The following is a 17117-nucleotide window of genomic DNA, read 5'->3' on the forward strand; positions in this document are numbered from 1 at the left end:
CGCTGGGCTCGCCACCTCCACCGCCCTTACCCGGGTCACCCGGTACGCCGCGGGGTCCGCGCCGCGCTGCCCTCCGAGCTCCGCCGGGAGTTGCGGACTCCTGCGCGTTGATCGGCACCGACGCCGGCGTACCTGACGTCGCTGTCGGTCGATCGGGAACCGGCGCGGACCGTGCACCCTCGACAATGCCGGCCTGCCCGGAACGCCGGGAAAGGCCGCATCGTCGCCGCGAGATGCGGACGGGTGACGGTCCATCTGTTCCGCCGGCGCGGCGGGCCAGGCGACGCGGTTCACCTGGCCGCGGGCGTTCACCGTCGACTTTCCGACGTTCACCGTCGACCTGGTGGGTTCCATGGCGGTATGCGGCCGTAGAACCCACCACCGCAGGGGGTGGCCATCCAAATGCTGAGGCGGGGAGGAGGTGGAGTGCAGGCGGAGTGGACGTGGGGCCCGCACGCCGCTACGAAGGCGGTGAGCTGCTCGCGGGCATCGTCGTCGGTGTCCCGGTGCGGGTTATGGGTCAGAGTTCCAGGGCTCGGGTGGCGTCGGCGAGGACCGCGGGGGACGCCAAGGACTGCCAGCGGGGGATCAGTTCCTGCAGGTACGGGCGGAGTTTGCCGGCCAGATCCGGGGCGTGGTCCAGGACGTCGAGTTCGTTGACGATGGTGAGGTCGACGAAGTCGCGTAGTTCGGCGGTGGTGAGCTCCTCGGACGTACCGGTGAAGCGGTCGGTGACGGTGCGGTGCTCGGCGAGGTCGCGCCAGGTGGTTTCGCGTTCGCAGGAGCCGTAGCGGTAGACGAGGAGCTCGGCTTCGGGACCGATGACTGCTTCCAGGACCGGGCGTTCTTCGCGGTGGTCGAAGAGGTGGGTCGGGAAACCGTCGGTGCCGTAGGCCGCGTGGGCCAGGCCGGCCAGGACGAGGGTGTCGGAGGCGCCGAGGGTGCTGAGGCGTTTGGCGACGCGGTGCAGGTGGACGTAGAGCGTGCCCCCGGCGTGGTCCAGCTCGTCGGCGCCGCGAACCAGCAGGAGCGATCCCAGGTCTTGGAAGGTGCTCATCTGACCTCTTCTGTTCGGAGCGGTCAGGGCCCGGAAGGTGAACCCAGAGCAAACACGGTACGGCGCGCGGGATCCCCCTGCCCAGGACACGGCGCGCCGACTACGTCACACGCTTCAGCTCTGGCGCTTCTGGTCCGCCACCCAGCTCTCGATGCCGTCCAGGAACCGGTCCACTCCGAAGCTGAGCTCGAACGGCAGCCCGTCGGCCGGTTCACGTTGCCGTTGGCCGCTCGCACCCTCGGCCGCCTGGACAGCGGTCAGCGCAGGGAAGCTTTCCGCGTCGATGTACTCACCGACGAGCTGCTCCACGTCGGCCTCGGTGCGCAGGAGTCCGTCGTCGGTGCTCGCCGTGTTCAGGCTGATCTGCGCCGCGCCCCGGACGACCGCGGTCAGGTGCAGCGCGGCCGCTCTCGCCTCGGCGCCGGCCAGGCCGGCTGCCAGCAGCGCGCGCAGGAGGCGCTCGAGCCAGGCGAGCTGGTGAGGTCCCATCGGTGCGTGGTCGAGCGGCACCCGCAGGATCCAGGGTCGTCGCCGAAAACCGCTCCACAGCGCGTCGACCCACCCGCGGACCGCGAGCCGGTGGTCGTCGGGGTCGAGGTCGGGCGGCGGGCCGGCCCCGAGGTCGGCGGCGACCTCCAGCAGGAGGTCCTTGTTCGGAACGTGGTTGTAGAGCGCCATCGTCGAGTAGCCGAGCTCGGCGGCGATCCGCTGCATGGACAGCGCCTCGATCCCGTCGGCGTCGGCGATCCGGACCGCCGCCTGCGCGATGCCTTCCACGGTGAGCCGGCGCCGCGGACCGCGCTGCCCCTCGGGCCGTCCCGACCACAGCAGCGTGACGCTGCGCCGGAGGTCCGGGTCCTTGCCGTCGCGTGCGGTCATCCACCATCCCGTTGTCGGTCGTTCTCCCGCGCCATTCTAAATCTATGTACGTTGTACGTTTTATGTATGCTATACATAGTTTCGGCAAGCCTCCACCACCGAACGGACCGACATGACCTCGACCCTGAACGCACCCTCCGCGACACCGACACCGCCACCGCGGCGACGCAAGCCGGTCTGGTGGCGCCGCACCTGGATCGCGCCGCTGATGTTCGCGGTGGCGGCGTTCTTGGCGTTCTCCGTGCCGCCCTACCTGACCTTCGACCCCGCCAACTCGCGCCTGGAGCCGCCGGCGGGCAACGACCTCTACTACCCGTTCCTCGTCACGCACGTCCTGCTCGGCACGGTCTGCATGACGATCGCGTGCTTCCAGGTCTGGCCCGCGTTCCGCAACAAGCACCGGCGCGGGCACCGCATCGCCGGCCGGGTCTACGTCTTCACCGTGATCCCCGCCGCGCTGCTCGGCCTGTACATCGGCTGGTACACCTCGGCCGGCCCGTCCGTCCGGGTCGCCAACCTGGTCGGATCGACGCTCTGGCTCGTCGTCACGGTCGCCGCGTTCCGGCTGGCCCGCCAGCGCCGGTACGACGAGCACCGACGGTGGATGTCGCGCAGTTTCGCGCTCGTGATGATGATCCCGCTGAGCCGAGTCATCAACATCCCGGCCATGATCATCCTGACGCCGAAGGTGGACAGCACCTTCGGTGGCAACGAGCAGCTGATGCAGAACACCGCGACGAGCATCGGTGTCTGGCTCAGTCCACTGCTCACGCTGCTGCTCGCGGACTGGCTGCTCGACCGCCGCAAGCCCAACGCCCGCCGCGCCGCCGGCGGTGCCCCTGCCGGTACGGCGAAGCCGGCCGCCGCCGGTGCCGCTGCAGGCCCGTCGAACCAAGCCGCCGCCGGTGCCGCCGGCCCGACGAGCCAGGGAGCAGGCCGATGAAGGTGTTCGCGGATCAGGACCGGTGTGTCGCGTCCGGGCAGTGCGTCTTCGCCGCGGAGGGTGTGTTCGACCAGCGCGACGAGGACGGCATCGTGGTGGTGCTCGACGACAGCCCGCCCGACGATCGGCTGTTCGACGTCCAGGACGCGGCGGCGGGCTGCCCCGCGCTCGCGATCACGGTCGAGGGCTGACGGCCGATGCTTCGCCATGTCGTGGTGGTCGGCGCGTCGGCCGCGGGACTCGCCGCCGTGGAAGCCCTCCGCAGCAAGGGGTACGACGGGAAGCTCACCCTGATCGGGGGGGAGCGGCGGCCGCCGTACGACCGGCCGCCGCTGTCGAAGCAGGTCCTGTCCGGGGTGTGGGAGCCGGAGCGGGTAGTGCTCCGCGACGAGCCGGCGATCGACCGGCTGGACGCCGACCTCAGGCTGGGCCAGACCGCCGTCGGCCTGGACGCTTCCCGGCGCACGCTCCGGCTCGCGGAGACTGCGGCCGGGCTGAGCACGCCCAAGCTGGGTGAGGCCGTGGCCGGGCTGGGCACGGTCCAGCCGGGAGAGACTGCCGTCAGCCTGGACGTGCCCCCGGTGGACCAGCTCGGCTTCGATGCCTTGGTGATCGCGACCGGGGTTCGTCCTCGACGCCTGCCCGGCAGCGACCTCGCCGGGGTGCACACCGTGCGGACCCTGGACGACGCCTTGGCGCTCCGCACGCTGTTGCGAAGTGGCCCGAAGGTGGTTGTCGTCGGCGCCGGCTTTCTCGGCTCCGAGATCGCGGCGGTAGCGCGCGGCATGTCGCTCGACGTCACACTGGTCGATCCGCATCCGGCGCCGTTGCAGCGTCAGTTCGGCGCACGCATCGCGGACCTGGTCGGCCAGACCCATCGCGACCACGGCGTACGGCTGCGGATGAACACGGGCGTGTCCCGGTTCGTGTCCTCCGAGGGCAGGGTGACGGGCGTCGAGCTGAACGACCGGACCGTGCTCGACGCCGACGTGGTCGTCGTGGCGATCGGCTCGGTCCCGGCGACGGAGTGGCTCGCGGACTCGGGCCTCGCGGTCGGCAACGGCGTCGAGTGTGACGCGATGTGTCAGGCGGCGCCCGGGATCTATGCCGCGGGTGACGTGGCGTCCTGGCACAACCCGCGCTTCGACCGGCGGATGCGGATCGAGCACCGGCTCAACGCGACCGAGCAGGGCACAGCGGTCGCCGCGAACCTGCTCGGCGCGGACCGGCCGTTCGCTCCCGTCCCGTACTTCTGGAGCGACCAGTACGACGTACGCCTGCAGGCCTACGGGATCTTCCCCCCGGACGCCGAGATGACGGTGGTGCGCGGAGACCTCGCGGACCGCAGGTTCGCCGCCGCCTTCGTCGAGCAGGACACAGTGGTCGGCGTACTCGGCTGGAACTGCCCGCCGCGCGAACTGCGCGAACTCCGCCAACTGGTCGCCGACGGCGCGCCCCGACCCACTCTCGTCGGACCGTGAAAACCCTTCGGAGGAACAGGTTCATGCAGGTCAGCACGTTCTTGTGGTTCGACGACCAGGCGGAGGAGGCCGCAGAGCTGTACACGTCGGTGCTCCCCGCGTCGAAGATCCTCGACCGGCAGCGCGCGGCGGACGGCCGGGTCACCACGGTCGTCTTCGAGCTCGCCGGGCAGCGCCTGGTCGCCTACAACGGAAGAAGCCGGCTGCCGTTCACCCCCGCGCTGTCGCTGTACGTCACCTGTGACACCCAGGAAGACATCGACACGGTGTGGGCGGAACTCAGCGACGGCGGCGAGCCAGGCCCGGGCGGTTCGCTGACCGACCGTTTCGGCGTGACCTGGCAGATCATCCCCAGGACCCTTGGCGAGCTTCTGACCGACGCCGAACCCGACGCGTCCGAACGCATCCTGACCGCCCTGCACGCGATGACCAAGATCAGCATCCAAGGCCTGGTCGACGCCTGCGCCCGCGCCTCAGTGATCCGGACGCTCACCAGCTGACCGGCTTGGGCACGCGTCATGCCGGGCCGTTTCCTGGGAAACGGCCCGGCATGCTCCTCAGTGCGTCCGGGTGGGGGTGGACGCCTCTACCCCCACCCAGAGGGCCACGGCCGGTGCGGGGGAAGTCCGCGGGTCGGCTGCGGGGATCGGGAGGCCGCAGGGTTGCGGCGGGGTGGTGCTGGGGTCAGTCGTCGAGTTCGGCGAGGGCTCGGCGGGCGGCTTCGAGTTCGGCTTCCAGGGCGGCGACCTTGGCGGCCTGCTGCTCGCGGGCGGCGTCGATGACCTCGTCGATCGGGCCGGACAGGTCCTCGTGCAGCTCCTTGGCGGCGCGGGAGACGGCTGCGGCGGCGACGAGCAGGTTCTTCGCGATGTAGCTGTTGCCCTGCTTGAGCTCGGCCTTCCACTCGCCGTCGGCGGTGCCGGTGACGGTCAGGGTGAGCTCGAGGGTCTTGGTCTTCTTCGCCGGCGCCTTCTTGGCGGGCGCCTTCTTCGGCTTCTCGGCGACCGGGGCGGAGGTGGCCTCGCCGGGGGCCGGGGAGGAGGCGTCGGCGGCCGGGGTCGCGTCGGCGTCCGAGACGGCGTCGGACGACGGGGCCTCAGGGGAGGTGACGGTGTCCGTCACGGTGCTGCCGGCCGGAGAGTCGAGCGCCTCGGCGGGAGTGTCGACGGCGTCGGTCTGGGCTTCAGCTGCAAAAGTGTTTACGGTCATCGTTGCGGCGATCTCCCTGGGTGAACATGTCCCCGCCGGAGCGGGCTGGCGCTGAGAGAACAGTAGAACACATGTTCGATCTCAAGGCCAATTCCCCTGCCGCGTCAAACAACGAGGGCGCCTGCCACCGGCAGGCGCCCCCAAGGCAATTCAGGCGTCGTGTTCCTTGCGGTCGCCGGACCAGTCGAGGTGGAACGCGCCCTCGCGGTCCACGCGGTGGTAGGTGTGCGCGCCGAACAGGTCGCGCAGACCCTGGATCAGCGACGCGGGCAGCCGCTCGGCGCGCAGGCCGTCGTAGTACGACAGGGAGGCCGAGAAGCCCGGAGCGGGAACGCCGGCCGCGGCCGCGACGCCGACGACGCGGCGCCAGGCCTCCTGGCCGTTCGCGACGGCTTCCTTGAAGTAGTCGTCGACCAGCAGCGACGGCAGGTTCGCGTCGCGGTCGTAGGCCTCCTTGATCCGGTCCAGGAAGCGGGCCCGGATGATGCAGCCGCCGCGCCAGATCTTCGCCATCGCGCCCAGGTCGATGTCCCAGCCATACTGGTCGCTGGCCGCGCGGATCGCGTCGAAGCCCTGCGCGTACGCGACCAGCTTCGACGAGTACAGCGCGTGCCGCACGTCCTCGATGAACGCGTCGCGGTCCACCTCGACCTTCGGGTTCGCCGGGCCGGGCAGCACGCCCGCCGCGGCCTCACGCCGTACGACGTCACCCGACAGCGAGCGGGCGAAGACGGCCTCCGCCATACCGCTGACCGGGATGCCCAGGTCGAGCGCGACCTGCACCGTCCATCGGCCGGTGCCCTTCTGCTCCGCCTGGTCCAGGACGACGTCGACGAACGGCCCGCCGGTCGAATCGTCGACCTGCGACAGCACCTCGGCGGTGATCTCGATCAGGAACGACTCCAGGTCGCCGCTGTTCCACTCGCGGAACACGTCGGCCAGCTCGCTCGCGGACAGCCCGAGCACGTTGCGCAGCAGGTCGTAGGACTCCGCGATCAGCTGCATGTCGGCGTACTCGATGCCGTTGTGCAGCATCTTGACGAAGTGGCCGGCGCCGTCCGGGCCGACGTGCACGCAGCACGCCTCGCCGTTGACGTGCGCCGAGATCTTGGTCAGCATCGGCTCCAGGGCCGCGTAGGCGAAGGTCGAGCCGCCGGGCATGATGCTCGGCCCGTTCAGTGCGCCCTCCTCGCCGCCGGAGACGCCGGCGCCGACGAAGTGCAGGCCCTTGGCCTTCAGCGCGTCCTCGCGGCGGCGGGTGTCGGCGAAGTGCGCGTTGCCGGCGTCCACCACGATGTCGCCCTCGTCCAGCAGCGGCACCAGCTCGTCGATCACCGCGTCGGTCGGCTCGCCGGCCTTGACCATGATGATGATCTTGCGCGGCGTCTCGAGCGACTCCACCAGCGCCGGCAGGTCGGCGGCCGGGACGAACTCACCCTCGTGGCCGAACTCCTCGACCAGGGCGTCGGTCCGGCCCTGGGAGCGGTTGTGGACGGCGACGCGGAAGCCGTTGCGGGCCAGATTGCGGGCCAGGTTGCGGCCCATCACGGCGAGGCCGGTGACGGCGATCTGGGCTGGAGCAGAACTCATCGGTGTCTCCTGCGGGTGAGGACTGGACGTTCGGCGTGCGGGTCCAGTCTGTCGCCCCTGGCAACACGTCGGCCCATCGGGTGACCAACTGGTGGATCACCCGGTTCATTCCGAAATCGGCCCGGACATTCCGAAATTCCAGCGCTGCGAGCCCTTCTCAAGCACCGGACGCCGGTGGTAGACATCTGAGAAATCGATTTCCCAGTCTCTCCGGAAGGTCTCCGCCTATGACCAGCCTGCTGCGCCGTACCGCCGCGGCTCTGCTCGGAGCAGTCCTCGTTCTCCCCGTCGCCGCGACCGCCTCAGCCACCGGTACGACGAACGCCGCGCCCTCCGCGCAGGGCGGCAACGGCCCGGTCGGCTGGGACGTCTACCGCCGGCTCGACCGGTTGCCGGAGCTGCAGACCGGCGTCCGGACCAAGCAGTTCTCCAGCTTCGGCCGCGACGGCACCAACAACGACGGCTTCGACGGCACCTACTCCTGCCTGCGCACCGACGCGTCCGGCTGCGTGCTCGCCGAGGACGCCGGTCCGGGCGAGATCGGCACGATCTGGTTCACCCGCGACGGCGGTGACGTGCGCGCGACCGGCAAGATCACCATCGAGCTGGACGGCCGCAAGGTGGTCGACGCCTCCCTGCAGGACGTGGTCGACGGCAAGCTCGGCGCGCCGTTCGTCTTCCCGCTGGTCGCCAACGCGCTGGAGACCTCCGGCGGTGTCTACATCCGGGTGCCGATGCCGTACCGCAGCTCGATGAAGGTCACCGTGCAGAGCAACCCGTACTTCTACCACGTCGGCTACCGCGAGTTCCCGGACGCGACCGGGGTCCGCACGTTCGACCCGGCCGACAAGGCCGAGGATGTCGTCGCGCTGCTGAAGGCGGCCGGCACCAAGGACCCGAAGCCGGCGCGGCCGGGCGCCCGGACGACGGGCAAGGCGGTCGATCTCGCGCCGGGCGCCCAGGTGAAACTCGCCGAGGTGACCGGTCCGGGCGAGCTCAGCGCGCTGCGGCTGAAGTTCCCGCAGATCAAGGGCCTCGAGCTGCCGAGCATCTCCGACGACGGCCGCGCGCACGTCGGGACCAGCGAGTTCACGATGAAGGTCGACCCGGCCAACACCGGAGTGAAGCTGATCCGCCGGATGGACCTCAAGATCGGCAACCAGCGGGCGAAGGTGTTCGTCGACGGGGTCGAGGCCGGCGAGTGGGCGCCGTTGAAGGCCGACGGGGCGCAGTGGTTCGACCAGGTGCTCGAGCTGCCGGCCGCGCTGACCGCCGGCAAGTCGCAGCTGCGCATCCGCAACCAGTTCGTCTCCTCCGACCTGGACTTCAACGAGTTCACCTACTGGGCCGACTCGATCGTCGGCGGGACCGCGAAGCGCACCGACACCCTCGATCTCGGTCCGGATCACCCCGCCGAGGAGCAGGCGCACCAGTATGCGATCACCCAGCAGAACTGGAGCGGCCGCAACTCGATGCCGTACGCCGCGACGCCGGAGGACCTGGAGCGGGTCAAGTCGTCCGACGCGCTGCTCGCCGGTGTCCGCGTCCAGGTCACCGTCGACGGCAAGCAGCGGGTCAACGCCCCGATCGGCGAGTTCTTCGGCTCGGGTCTGGGCGAGAATCCGGTCCGCAGCCTGTACTTCGCGATGGACCCCGACGGCTGGTACTCCGCCTGGTGGCCGATGCCTTACCTGGCCAAGGCAACCGTCACGCTCGTCAACAACTCGTCGTACCGGCTGACCGGTCAGGGTGAGGTCACGTCGGCCCGCGACGCCGGTGCGGCCGTCGACCTGGTGACCGGGCGCAGCGGCTACTTCACCGCGATCTCGCACCGCGGCGAAGCGGTGATGGGCAAGGACTGGACGATCGCCGAGACCACGGGGCGCGGCAAGTTCGTCGGGGTCTCGCAGACCATGGAGGGCCTGCAGCCGGACGGCAACACCCGCGGTTACCTGGAGGGCGACGAGCGGGTCTACGTCGACGGCGAGCGCACTCCGGCGATCTACGGCACCGGCACGGAGGACTACTACGAGTCCGGCTGGTACTTCAACCAGGGCACCTACTCCACCCCGTTCCACGGCAATTCCGGGCACGAGGTGCGGCTGGGCGCCTGCGCCGTCGAGTGCGACAGCGCCTGGCGGCTGCACATCACCGACGCGATCGACTTCCAGAACCAGCTGACCTTCGGCATCGAGCACGGCCAGCAGAACGACCACGCGGCGATCTACGGCTCGACGGCCTTCCTGTACGCCGGGGCGAACAACAAGTTCGGTGCGCGGGAGACCGACCGCATCGACACCGGCTCCGCGACCAGCCGGACGCAGCACAACTACACCGACCCGGGCGCGCAGACCGCGGACCTGACGTCGGTCTACGAAGGCGACCACGACGACACGGTGCTGACCGACCAGGTCCGCTCCACCACGGGCGCGGTCAAGTTCGACGTGAAGATCGACCCCGTCAACCGGGGCGTGACGTTGCGCCGGACCGGTGACCAGAAGCTCGCCCGGCAGTCGGCGCAGGTAGTTGTCAATGGCAAGGATGCGGGGACCTGGCTGCAGCCGCTCGGCAACGATCGGCAGCGCTGGCTGGACGACAACTACCAGCTCCCGGCGTCGCTGACCTTCGGCCGGACCAAGCTCAGCATCGAGCTCCGCCCGACCGCGGGAGCACCCGCCTGGACCGCCGCCGCGTACGCCGTACAGTCGCTCGTCATCCCGTACGCCGACCACAAGGCGCCCGCGCCGGCGACGAACCTGGTCGCCACCGGACGCACCGACAACGCGATCGGACTGACCTGGTCGGAGGCGTCGGACGACAGCGGCATCGCGCAGTACAAGGTGTACGGCGCGAAGGCCGGTGCGGCCGAGCGGCTGATCGGAACGAGCAGCGTGCCGGGCTTCGTACACCGAGGCCTCGGCCTGAAGGAGACCTGGACGTACCGGGTCTCGGCGGTCGACCTGGCCGGGCACGAGAGCGCGAAGTCCGCGGCCGCTCAGGCGACGTCGGGCCGCACGCTCCGGGTCGAGGCCGAGTCGCTGCTGCCGGCCGTGTCGGCGACGGTGCCGGTCGACCCGCAGGGCAACTGTTGCGGGGTGAGCTGGTCCGGCGGCAGTCAGCTGTGGATCCACGGGACGAAGGCGGGTGACAAGGTGGTGCTCGAGTTCTCGGTGCCCTCCGCGGGCACCTACACGATGTCGTCGGTGCTGACCAAGGCGGCCGACTACGGCATCGTCGACGTCGCGGTCGACGGTGGTACGCCGGTGTCGTTCGACGGCTACCAGGCGACCGGCGTCGGGACGCAGAACGTTGATCTCGGCACCGCGACGCTTGCCGCGGGCAAGCACCAGTTGTCGGTCACGCTGACCGGCAAGAACGCCGCGGCGACGAACTTCCTCGCCGGGGTGGACGTCCTGGACCTGGAGCTCGGCTGATGCGCGGCCGGGCGATCCTGGCGGCGTTGGCGGGAGCTGCCGTACTGAGCGCGGCAGCCCTGCCGGCGTCGGCCGGAGGCGGTGACGACCGGGTGCGCAGTACGCCGTACGTGCAGGTGGACCGGGTGGTTGCGGCAGGCAAGTTCATGAAGGTGTACGACCCGAGCGTGGGTGAGAACGAGCAGTGGTACTACAACGACCACACGCTCGTGCAGGACCGCAAGACCGGGACCTGGCACGTCTACGCCATCACGCACGCGGAGCCGGCGAACCCGCTGGACGAGAAGAGCTTCGGGCACGCGACGGCGCCGACCCCCAACGGGCCGTGGACCAAGCAGGCACCGGCGCTGGTGGCGGATCCGGCCGCGGGGGAGAGTCACATCTGGGCGCCGTACGTGCTGTACGACGCCGGGACCTACTACATGTTCTACGCGGGCGGGACCGCGGACCACACGGCGTACCGGATGCACTTGGCGACGTCGACGGACCTGGTGCACTGGACCCGGGACTCGGCGGCGAATCCGCTGTTCACCGACGGGTTCGACGGGCGCGATCCGATGGTGCACCGGGTGGGCGACCAGTGGGTGATGTACTACACGGCCAACTCGACGCCGGCCGGTGGCAACCACATCGTCGCGTACCGGACGAGCACGGACCTACGGCACTGGAGTGAGCGCCGGACGGCGTTCGAGCACCCGCAGACCGGGACGTTCGGCGGGCCGACGGAGTCGCCGTTCGTGGTGCAGCGCGGGTCGGACTGGTACCTGTTCGTCTGCTGCGACGGCGGGTACGAGGTGACGAAGGTCTACAAGAGCAAGGACCCGCTGAAGTTCACCGTCGACCAGTTGGTCGGCACGATCGCGGCGCACGCGGCCGAGGTCGTGCAGGACGGCAACAGCTGGTGGGTCACAGGCGCGGGCTGGGGCAAGGGCGGTCTGTACGTCGCTCCGCTCGACTTCGACACGTTGCAGGTGACGAGAGGACGGGTCGTCTCGACGAACTACTACCGGGCGACGATCCAGAGCGCACCTCGTGCGGCGCTGACGAAGCTCGAGGTGGATCCGTCCGGGCAGCGCGAGTACGTGCCCGCGCTGGACTCGTCGTCGCGCTCGACCGCGCCTTACCTGGCGGTCGGGAACTTCGGGGCGACGGACACCGCCGGGCCGGCTGCCCGGGTGGAGTCGAGGCGGGACCGGCTGGCGTTGAAGGGCATCAGCTTCAACGACGAGCCGGTGACGGCGGACTGGACGTTCGCGTTCGGGGCGAAGACGTTCGACACCCAGCTGCGGTGGAACGTGAACGGTCCGACGACCGCGCCGGTCTGGGAGGTGGCGCTGAACGTCGACTCCGCGCTGCCGAACCTGGGTGATCCCGGTGGGTTCAACCGCAACGGCGACGTGGCGGGGCTGCCCGCGTGGTCGATGGCGACAGGGCCCGGACTCAGCGTCGTCACCGCGTACAAGGCGGGCTCGGCGTGGTCGACCGACAACCACTGGTACGACGCACCGAACGGGGCTGTCGCCTGGCAACCCCTGTGGCAACCCGGCGGGCGAGCGCTGCCGCCGGGCACCTACGACGCAGGCACGTTCCGCTTCGGCTTCTCGGCGCAGGAGAAGGACACCGCCTACGCCGACCAGTTGGCGGCGGGCCTGAACTAGGGCGCGACCTCCACCACCGACCAAGCCCGGTCCCGCGCTGACGCGTGGGGCCGGGCCCGCGTGGAGTCCCGCCCGGACGCGCGAGCACCGGGGGTTGATCGGTGGTGGAAGTCGCTAGGGTCGGCGTATGACGACCTTCAGCTTGGAGCCCCGGCGGACCGCGCTGGTGCTGATCGACCTGATGCCCCGGATCATCGGGCTGCAGACCGCGCCGCTGTCCGGTCGCGAGGTGCTGGAGCGGTGTGTCGCGCTCGCGAAGGCGACCCGGTCGGTGGGCGGGCTGGTGGTGCACGTGCGCGTCGAACGCCCGGGCGTGGGGGTGCAGCCCGCGGGCAGTGAGCTGGCGCCCGAGCTCGAGCCGCAGCCGAACGACCTGGAGATCGTCAAGCAGACCGTCGGCGCCTTCCACGGGACCGGGCTGGACGAGGCGCTGCGCTCCCGCGACATCGACACCGTGGTCCTGGCCGGCATCGCGACCAACTTCGGCGTCGAGTCCACCGGCCGGGCCGCCGACGACCACGGCTACGCCACCGTCTACCTGAGCGACGCGATGACCGGCCTCGACGCCAAGGCGCACGACTTCGCCGTCTCCTACATTTTCCCCCGCTTCGGCACGGTCACCACGGGCGCCGAGTACGTCGCCGCGCTGAGCCCCGACGCCGGCTGATGGGGACACAAGCCGCTGTGTGGTGACCCCGCGGTGGAGCAGTTGGCGACGGCGGCGATCGACCGCCTCCGCCTGCTCGCGGTCAGCTGAAGCGGGCCGCGTTCTCCGTCGCCCACTGCTGCAACGTCCGGGCCGGGTGCCCGGTGACCTGCTCGACGACGTCGTTGACGGTGGTCTCGTCGACGACCCCGGCTCCGAAGAAGCTGTCGATCGCGTCCGCGTACGCCGCCGGCATCGCCGCGAGCAGCTCGGCGTGGGACTGCTCCCGCGACAACTCGATCGCCCGCAGCGGACGCCCGATCGCCTGCCCGACAATCTCCACCTGCTCGGCCGGCCGCAACGCGACCGGCCCCGTCAACCGGTACGCCGTACCGGCGTGGCCGGGCTCGGTGAGGGCCCGGACCGCCACGTCGGCGATGTCGTCCGGGTGGATGGTCGAGATCGGGACCCCGGGATACTGCACCCGGATCTCGTCGCCGGTCGCCAGCTGGTCGCGCCAGCGCAGCGCGTTGGACATGAAGGTGTTCGGCCGGAGGAAGATCCACTCCAGTCCGGAGTCCCGCACCGCCTGCTCGGTCGCGAGGTGGTACGCCGCGATCGCGTTGTCCGTCGTCGAGCCGACCACCGAGCTGCTCGACAGTACGACGATCCGCGTGACACCGGCGGCCTTCGCCATGGCGAGCAGTTCGTCGAGACCGGCGTACCCGCTGAGCAGGAAGATCGCGCTGACGCCGGACAGCCCGTCGGCGAAGGTCTGCGGCTGGTTGAGATCGCCTTGCAGCAGGTCGATTCCGGGCGGCAGCTCGCGCTCCCGGCGCAGCAAGGCCTTGCCGGGAACACCGCTCGCGGCCAGCGCGCGGACGACGGCACCGCCGGCGTTGCCGGAGGCCCCTGTCACCAAGATCGTCATGCGTTTCCCTCTCGATGCGCCGTCACAGCAGGCCGAGCTCGGTCGCGGTCTCGACGGCGCCGGTGATCTCGTGGGCGGGATCGCCCTCGTGGTAGATGCGCTCGTCGGGCTCGATGTTGTCGAGGAACCGCTGGTAGGTGATCGCGCCGAGCAGGCGGCTGACGACCGCGATCGGCGGGAGCGCCCGGGCGGGATCACTGGCGGGGAGGTGCTCGCGCCACGCGGCGATCCAGGTCGAGCGGGCCAGTTCCCGCTGTGCGGGCGGTAGGTAGCCGGAGAGGCGGTGCAGATCGGTGGCGGGGTGGCCGACGTAGCTGTCCGCCCAGTCCACGATCCGGCGGGTGGTGCCGTCGGACCGCCAGTTGCCGGGGTGGAAGTCGCCGTGCACCAGGGTGTTCGGCAGGCCCGACGACTCCAGCGTCGCGACCAGTCCGGGAAGTACGTCGACCAACTGCCGAGCCTTCGCCGAGACGTCAGCCGGCAACTGTGAACCCGCTTCGCCGTCGAGCAGCCCGGCGACTTCGGCGGCCACGCTCTGCGGAAGCATCCGGGGCGTCCGCAGCTCGGCCGGGTCGATGGTCGCCTGGACGGTGACCCACCGGCCGATCACGTCGCGCAAGGTCTCGTCGTCCGGCTCCCAGCAGTCGACGCCCGGAGCGTGCTCGAGCAGCGACCACCGACGGTCCGCGTCCATCCCCAGTACGCCGGGCGCGAGCTGCGCGTCGTACTGCTGGACGTGGCGGATGACGTCCGCGTCGATGCTGCAGAACGGGCTGTTCGCCTTGGCCCAGGCGCCGCCGTCCGGCGTGCTGAAGCGGATCAGGCAGGACAGGTTCCAGGTCTTCACCTGCGCCGGTCGGGACGGGCCGACGACGCCCTGCGCCCACTCGATCAGCCGGCGCGGCCCGTCCACCTCGGCCCAGCTCGCGCGGAACGGATGCGGCTTCACGATCTCGGCCCACTCCGGCAGCGGCGTCGGGTCGAGGACTCCCGGGCGCGGCTCCGCGGCGGCCTGGACGTGGTAGACGACTCGACCGCCACGCCGGGTCTCCGCCTCGTCGGCATGGACCAACCGCAGCACCAGAGTCTGTACGCCGAGCAGTTGGTCCAGGTGCGCTGTGGTCGCCTCGATCTCCGCCCACCAGGGCCGGTCGGCCTCGAAGGCCGGCACCCGGCCGAGGTACCGGTCGCCGAGGCTGACCAGCGCCTCCACTGTTTTCGTTTCGCTCACCTCACCGATGGTCCGGCAATTCCCGGCTCGCCGCTCGTCAATTTCGCCGGACCCGGTGCCAGGTTCGTTTGCCCGAGCGGACGACGGCACCGTCGACCACCTGGACGGCGGCCTCCGCGTCGGTCAGCTTCGTCCCGTCGACGCTGACCGCGCCCTGCCGGATCAGCCGCCGCAGCTCGGACTTGCTGTCACCCGGCCGTACGGTGGTCAGCAGTTCCAGCGTGGTCAGCGGTCCCGCACCGACGACGGCTTCGGGCATCTCGGTCGGCTCGGCGCGTTCGGAGAAGACCCGGTGGAAGGCGTCGAGTTCGGCTCGCGCCGTACCGGCGCCGTGGTAGCGAGTGACCACCGCCGCGGCGAGCTTGAGCTTCGCGTCTCGGGCCGCAGGACCACCGACCGCCGCGGCGCTGCCGAGTGCGGCGACCGCGTCCAGCGGGAGCTCGGTGTAGACCCGGGCGTAGGTCTCGACCAGCTCGTCGGGCAGGCTCATCAGCTTGCCGAACTTCTCCCGCGGCGGATCCGTCAGCGCGACGTAATTGTTCAGCGACTTCGACTGCTTCGGGCCGCCGTCGAGACCAGGGGTGATCGTGCTGGTGATCACGACCTGGGGTTCCGCGCCGAGTCGCTGCTGGAAGTGCCGGCCGAGCAACTCGTTGAACAGTTGGTCCGTCCCCACGATCGTCAGGTCGCTGCGCAGGGCGAAGCTGTCGTAGCCCTGCAGCACCGGGTACGTCAGTTCGTGCAGCGCGATCTCGCGTCCGGCCGCGACCCGGGCCCGGAACATGTCGCGGGCCATCAACTGCGCCTGCGTCACGTGCGCGAACAGGCCGAGCAGCGTCGCGACTTCCATCGCGTCGTACCACTCGGAGTTGCGGCGGACCTCGAACACCTCGGGGTCGGTGCGCAGTACCAGCGACACCTGTTCGAGGAACGCGGCCGCGTTGACCTCGATCTCCTCCGGCGACAGCATCGGCCGGGTCTCGCTGCGGCCGGTCGGGTCGCCGATCCGCGTGGTCAGGTCGCCGAGCAGGAACACGACGGTGTGGCCGAGGTCCTGCAGCGCGCGCATCATCCACAGGTTCACCGCGTGGCCCAGATGCAGGTCGGGCGCGGTGCAGTCGACGCCGTACTTGATCCGCAGCGGACGGCCGGACTCCAGCCGCGTGCGCAGGTCGGCCTCGCCGACGATCGAGTCGGTGGTCCGCCGTAACCGGTCGATCACGGCCTGGGCGTCGTTCATGGGGGTCCTCTCGGGAAACAGGGCGAGAGGCGACGGGGAGCCTCCCGGCAACGGAAAGAGGCAGGAACCGGACGGTTCCTGCCTCGGAGGCTCTGGTGCTGAAGCTGTGACAGGGGACTACGAAACCCCGGCTCCTCCCAGAGCCGGTCGATACGTCGCCTGAAACTTCGTCACGTCACCAGCCTAGCAGCGCGCCGGATAGGCTTCGCGGATGACCACGGAGAAGGTCGTCCTGCTGGACGACACGGGGCACGCGATCGGCAGTCAGGACAAGGCGACCGTGCACCACGCCTCGACACCGCTGCATCTCGCCTTCTCCAGTTACGTCTTCGACCGGCGCGGCCGCGTGCTGCTGACCCAGCGGGCGCACAGCAAGACCACCTGGCCTGGTGTCTGGACGAACAGTTGCTGCGGGCATCCCTTGCCGGACGAACCGGTCCAGGACGCCGTACGGCGACGGCTGGCCGACGAGCTGGGACTGGTCGCCGAGCGGATCGACCTGGTGCTTCCGGAGTTCCGGTACCGGGCGGAGATGCCGGCCGGGATCGTGGAGAACGAGCTCTGCCCGGTCTTCCGGGTCGACTGGGACGGTGACCCGCAGCCGGACCCGGCCGAGGTCGCGGCGTACGAGTGGGTGGAGTGGTCCGAGGTCGCCGCGTGGCCGGGGTTGTCGCCCTGGTGTCTGCTGCAGCTGGACGCTCTCGCCGAGCTGGGGCCGGACCCTGCGGAGTGGCCGATCGGCGACCCCAAGCTGCTACCGCCCGCCGCGCGGGCGGCGGGGTAGGGGAGGCACACGCCGGCCGCGCCGCTTCGCGCGC

Annotated in this window: 15 protein-coding genes; 8 read left to right on the forward strand and 7 right to left on the reverse strand. The window is 70.4% G+C overall.

The window, feature by feature from the left end; all coding sequences use genetic code 11:
- Nucleotides 1-520: 520 nt before the first annotated feature.
- Both BWI15_RS07965 and BWI15_RS07970 read right to left on the reverse strand, forming a co-directional pair.
- Nucleotides 521-1057, reverse strand: coding sequence for a DUF6817 domain-containing protein (locus tag BWI15_RS07965; protein ID WP_077013649.1), 537 nt, complete (start codon nucleotides 1055-1057; stop codon nucleotides 521-523).
- A 114-nt stretch (nucleotides 1058-1171) separates the two neighbouring features.
- Nucleotides 1172-1936, reverse strand: a complete 765-nt coding sequence (locus BWI15_RS07970) for a TetR/AcrR family transcriptional regulator (RefSeq protein WP_077013650.1) — start codon at nucleotides 1934-1936, stop codon at nucleotides 1172-1174.
- Nucleotides 1937-2048: 112 nt separating this feature from the next.
- Here BWI15_RS07970 and BWI15_RS07975 point away from each other — a divergent pair, with 112 nt between their 5' ends.
- Genes BWI15_RS07975 through BWI15_RS07990 form a run of 4 tightly spaced genes read left to right on the forward strand, consistent with a single transcriptional unit; the run spans nucleotide 2049 to nucleotide 4860 of the window.
- A complete protein-coding gene (locus BWI15_RS07975) occupies nucleotides 2049-2879 on the forward strand; it encodes a DUF2306 domain-containing protein (protein WP_202817589.1) in 831 nt (276 codons plus the stop codon).
- Nucleotides 2876-3070: a ferredoxin gene (locus BWI15_RS07980; RefSeq protein ID WP_077013651.1), complete on the forward strand. Its 195-nt coding sequence runs from the start codon at nucleotides 2876-2878 to the stop codon at nucleotides 3068-3070. Before BWI15_RS07975 ends, BWI15_RS07980 begins: the two co-directional genes overlap by 4 nt.
- Nucleotides 3071-3076: 6 nt before the next feature.
- Nucleotides 3077-4360, forward strand: a complete 1284-nt coding sequence (locus BWI15_RS07985; protein WP_077013652.1) for an NAD(P)/FAD-dependent oxidoreductase — start codon at nucleotides 3077-3079, stop codon at nucleotides 4358-4360.
- A gap of 23 nt (nucleotides 4361-4383) precedes the next feature.
- Nucleotides 4384-4860 carry a VOC family protein gene (locus BWI15_RS07990; protein ID WP_077013653.1) on the forward strand — a complete coding sequence of 159 codons (477 nt, stop codon included), beginning with the start codon at nucleotides 4384-4386 and terminating at the stop codon, nucleotides 4858-4860.
- Nucleotides 4861-5044: 184 nt separating this feature from the next.
- Here the strand turns inward: BWI15_RS07990 and BWI15_RS07995 are convergent, their stop codons facing one another.
- Nucleotides 5045-5569 (reverse strand): DUF6319 family protein, encoded by a 525-nt coding sequence (locus BWI15_RS07995; RefSeq protein ID WP_077013654.1) that lies wholly within the window; start codon nucleotides 5567-5569, stop codon nucleotides 5045-5047.
- Nucleotides 5570-5719: 150 nt separating this feature from the next.
- On the reverse strand, nucleotides 5720-7159 hold the full coding sequence (gene gndA / locus BWI15_RS08000; RefSeq protein WP_077013655.1) for an NADP-dependent phosphogluconate dehydrogenase: 1440 nt from the start codon (nucleotides 7157-7159) through the stop codon (nucleotides 5720-5722).
- A 227-nt stretch (nucleotides 7160-7386) separates the two neighbouring features.
- Between gndA and BWI15_RS08005 the strand changes: the two genes are divergently transcribed.
- The 3 genes from BWI15_RS08005 (at nucleotide 7387) to BWI15_RS08015 (ending at nucleotide 12918) form a co-directional block, all read left to right on the forward strand.
- Nucleotides 7387-10593 (forward strand): DUF2961 domain-containing protein, encoded by a 3207-nt coding sequence (locus tag BWI15_RS08005; protein WP_077013656.1) that lies wholly within the window; start codon nucleotides 7387-7389, stop codon nucleotides 10591-10593.
- Nucleotides 10593-12251, forward strand: a complete 1659-nt coding sequence (locus BWI15_RS08010) for a family 43 glycosylhydrolase (RefSeq protein ID WP_077013657.1) — start codon at nucleotides 10593-10595, stop codon at nucleotides 12249-12251. The genes BWI15_RS08005 and BWI15_RS08010 overlap by 1 nt, the downstream gene beginning before the upstream one ends.
- 127 nt (nucleotides 12252-12378) lie before the next feature.
- A complete protein-coding gene (locus BWI15_RS08015) occupies nucleotides 12379-12918 on the forward strand; it encodes an isochorismatase family protein (RefSeq protein WP_077013658.1) in 540 nt (179 codons plus the stop codon).
- 82 nt (nucleotides 12919-13000) lie between these two features.
- Here BWI15_RS08015 and BWI15_RS08020 read toward each other — a convergent pair whose 3' ends face one another.
- From BWI15_RS08020 to tyrS, 3 genes are read right to left on the reverse strand one after another with little or no spacing between them, the layout of a single operon-like run.
- Entirely contained in the window at nucleotides 13001-13828 is an 828-nt protein-coding gene (locus tag BWI15_RS08020; protein ID WP_077013659.1) for an NAD(P)H-binding protein, read from the reverse strand.
- Nucleotides 13829-13850: 22 nt separating this feature from the next.
- Complete coding sequence (locus BWI15_RS08025; protein WP_168197275.1) at nucleotides 13851-15059, reverse strand: aminoglycoside phosphotransferase family protein; 1209 nt, start codon at nucleotides 15057-15059, stop codon at nucleotides 13851-13853.
- Between the two features lie 37 nt (nucleotides 15060-15096).
- Nucleotides 15097-16299 carry a tyrosine--tRNA ligase gene (tyrS, locus tag BWI15_RS08030; protein ID WP_077013660.1) on the reverse strand — a complete coding sequence of 401 codons (1203 nt, stop codon included), beginning with the start codon at nucleotides 16297-16299 and terminating at the stop codon, nucleotides 15097-15099.
- Between the two features lie 211 nt (nucleotides 16300-16510).
- Between tyrS and idi the strand changes: the two genes are divergently transcribed.
- Nucleotides 16511-17083 carry an isopentenyl-diphosphate Delta-isomerase gene (gene idi, locus BWI15_RS08035; protein WP_077013661.1) on the forward strand — a complete coding sequence of 191 codons (573 nt, stop codon included), beginning with the start codon at nucleotides 16511-16513 and terminating at the stop codon, nucleotides 17081-17083.
- Nucleotides 17084-17117 lie beyond the last annotated feature (34 nt).

This window comes from Kribbella sp. ALI-6-A, assembly GCF_001984195.1.
Taxonomy (GTDB): Bacteria; Actinomycetota; Actinomycetes; order Propionibacteriales; family Kribbellaceae; genus Kribbella.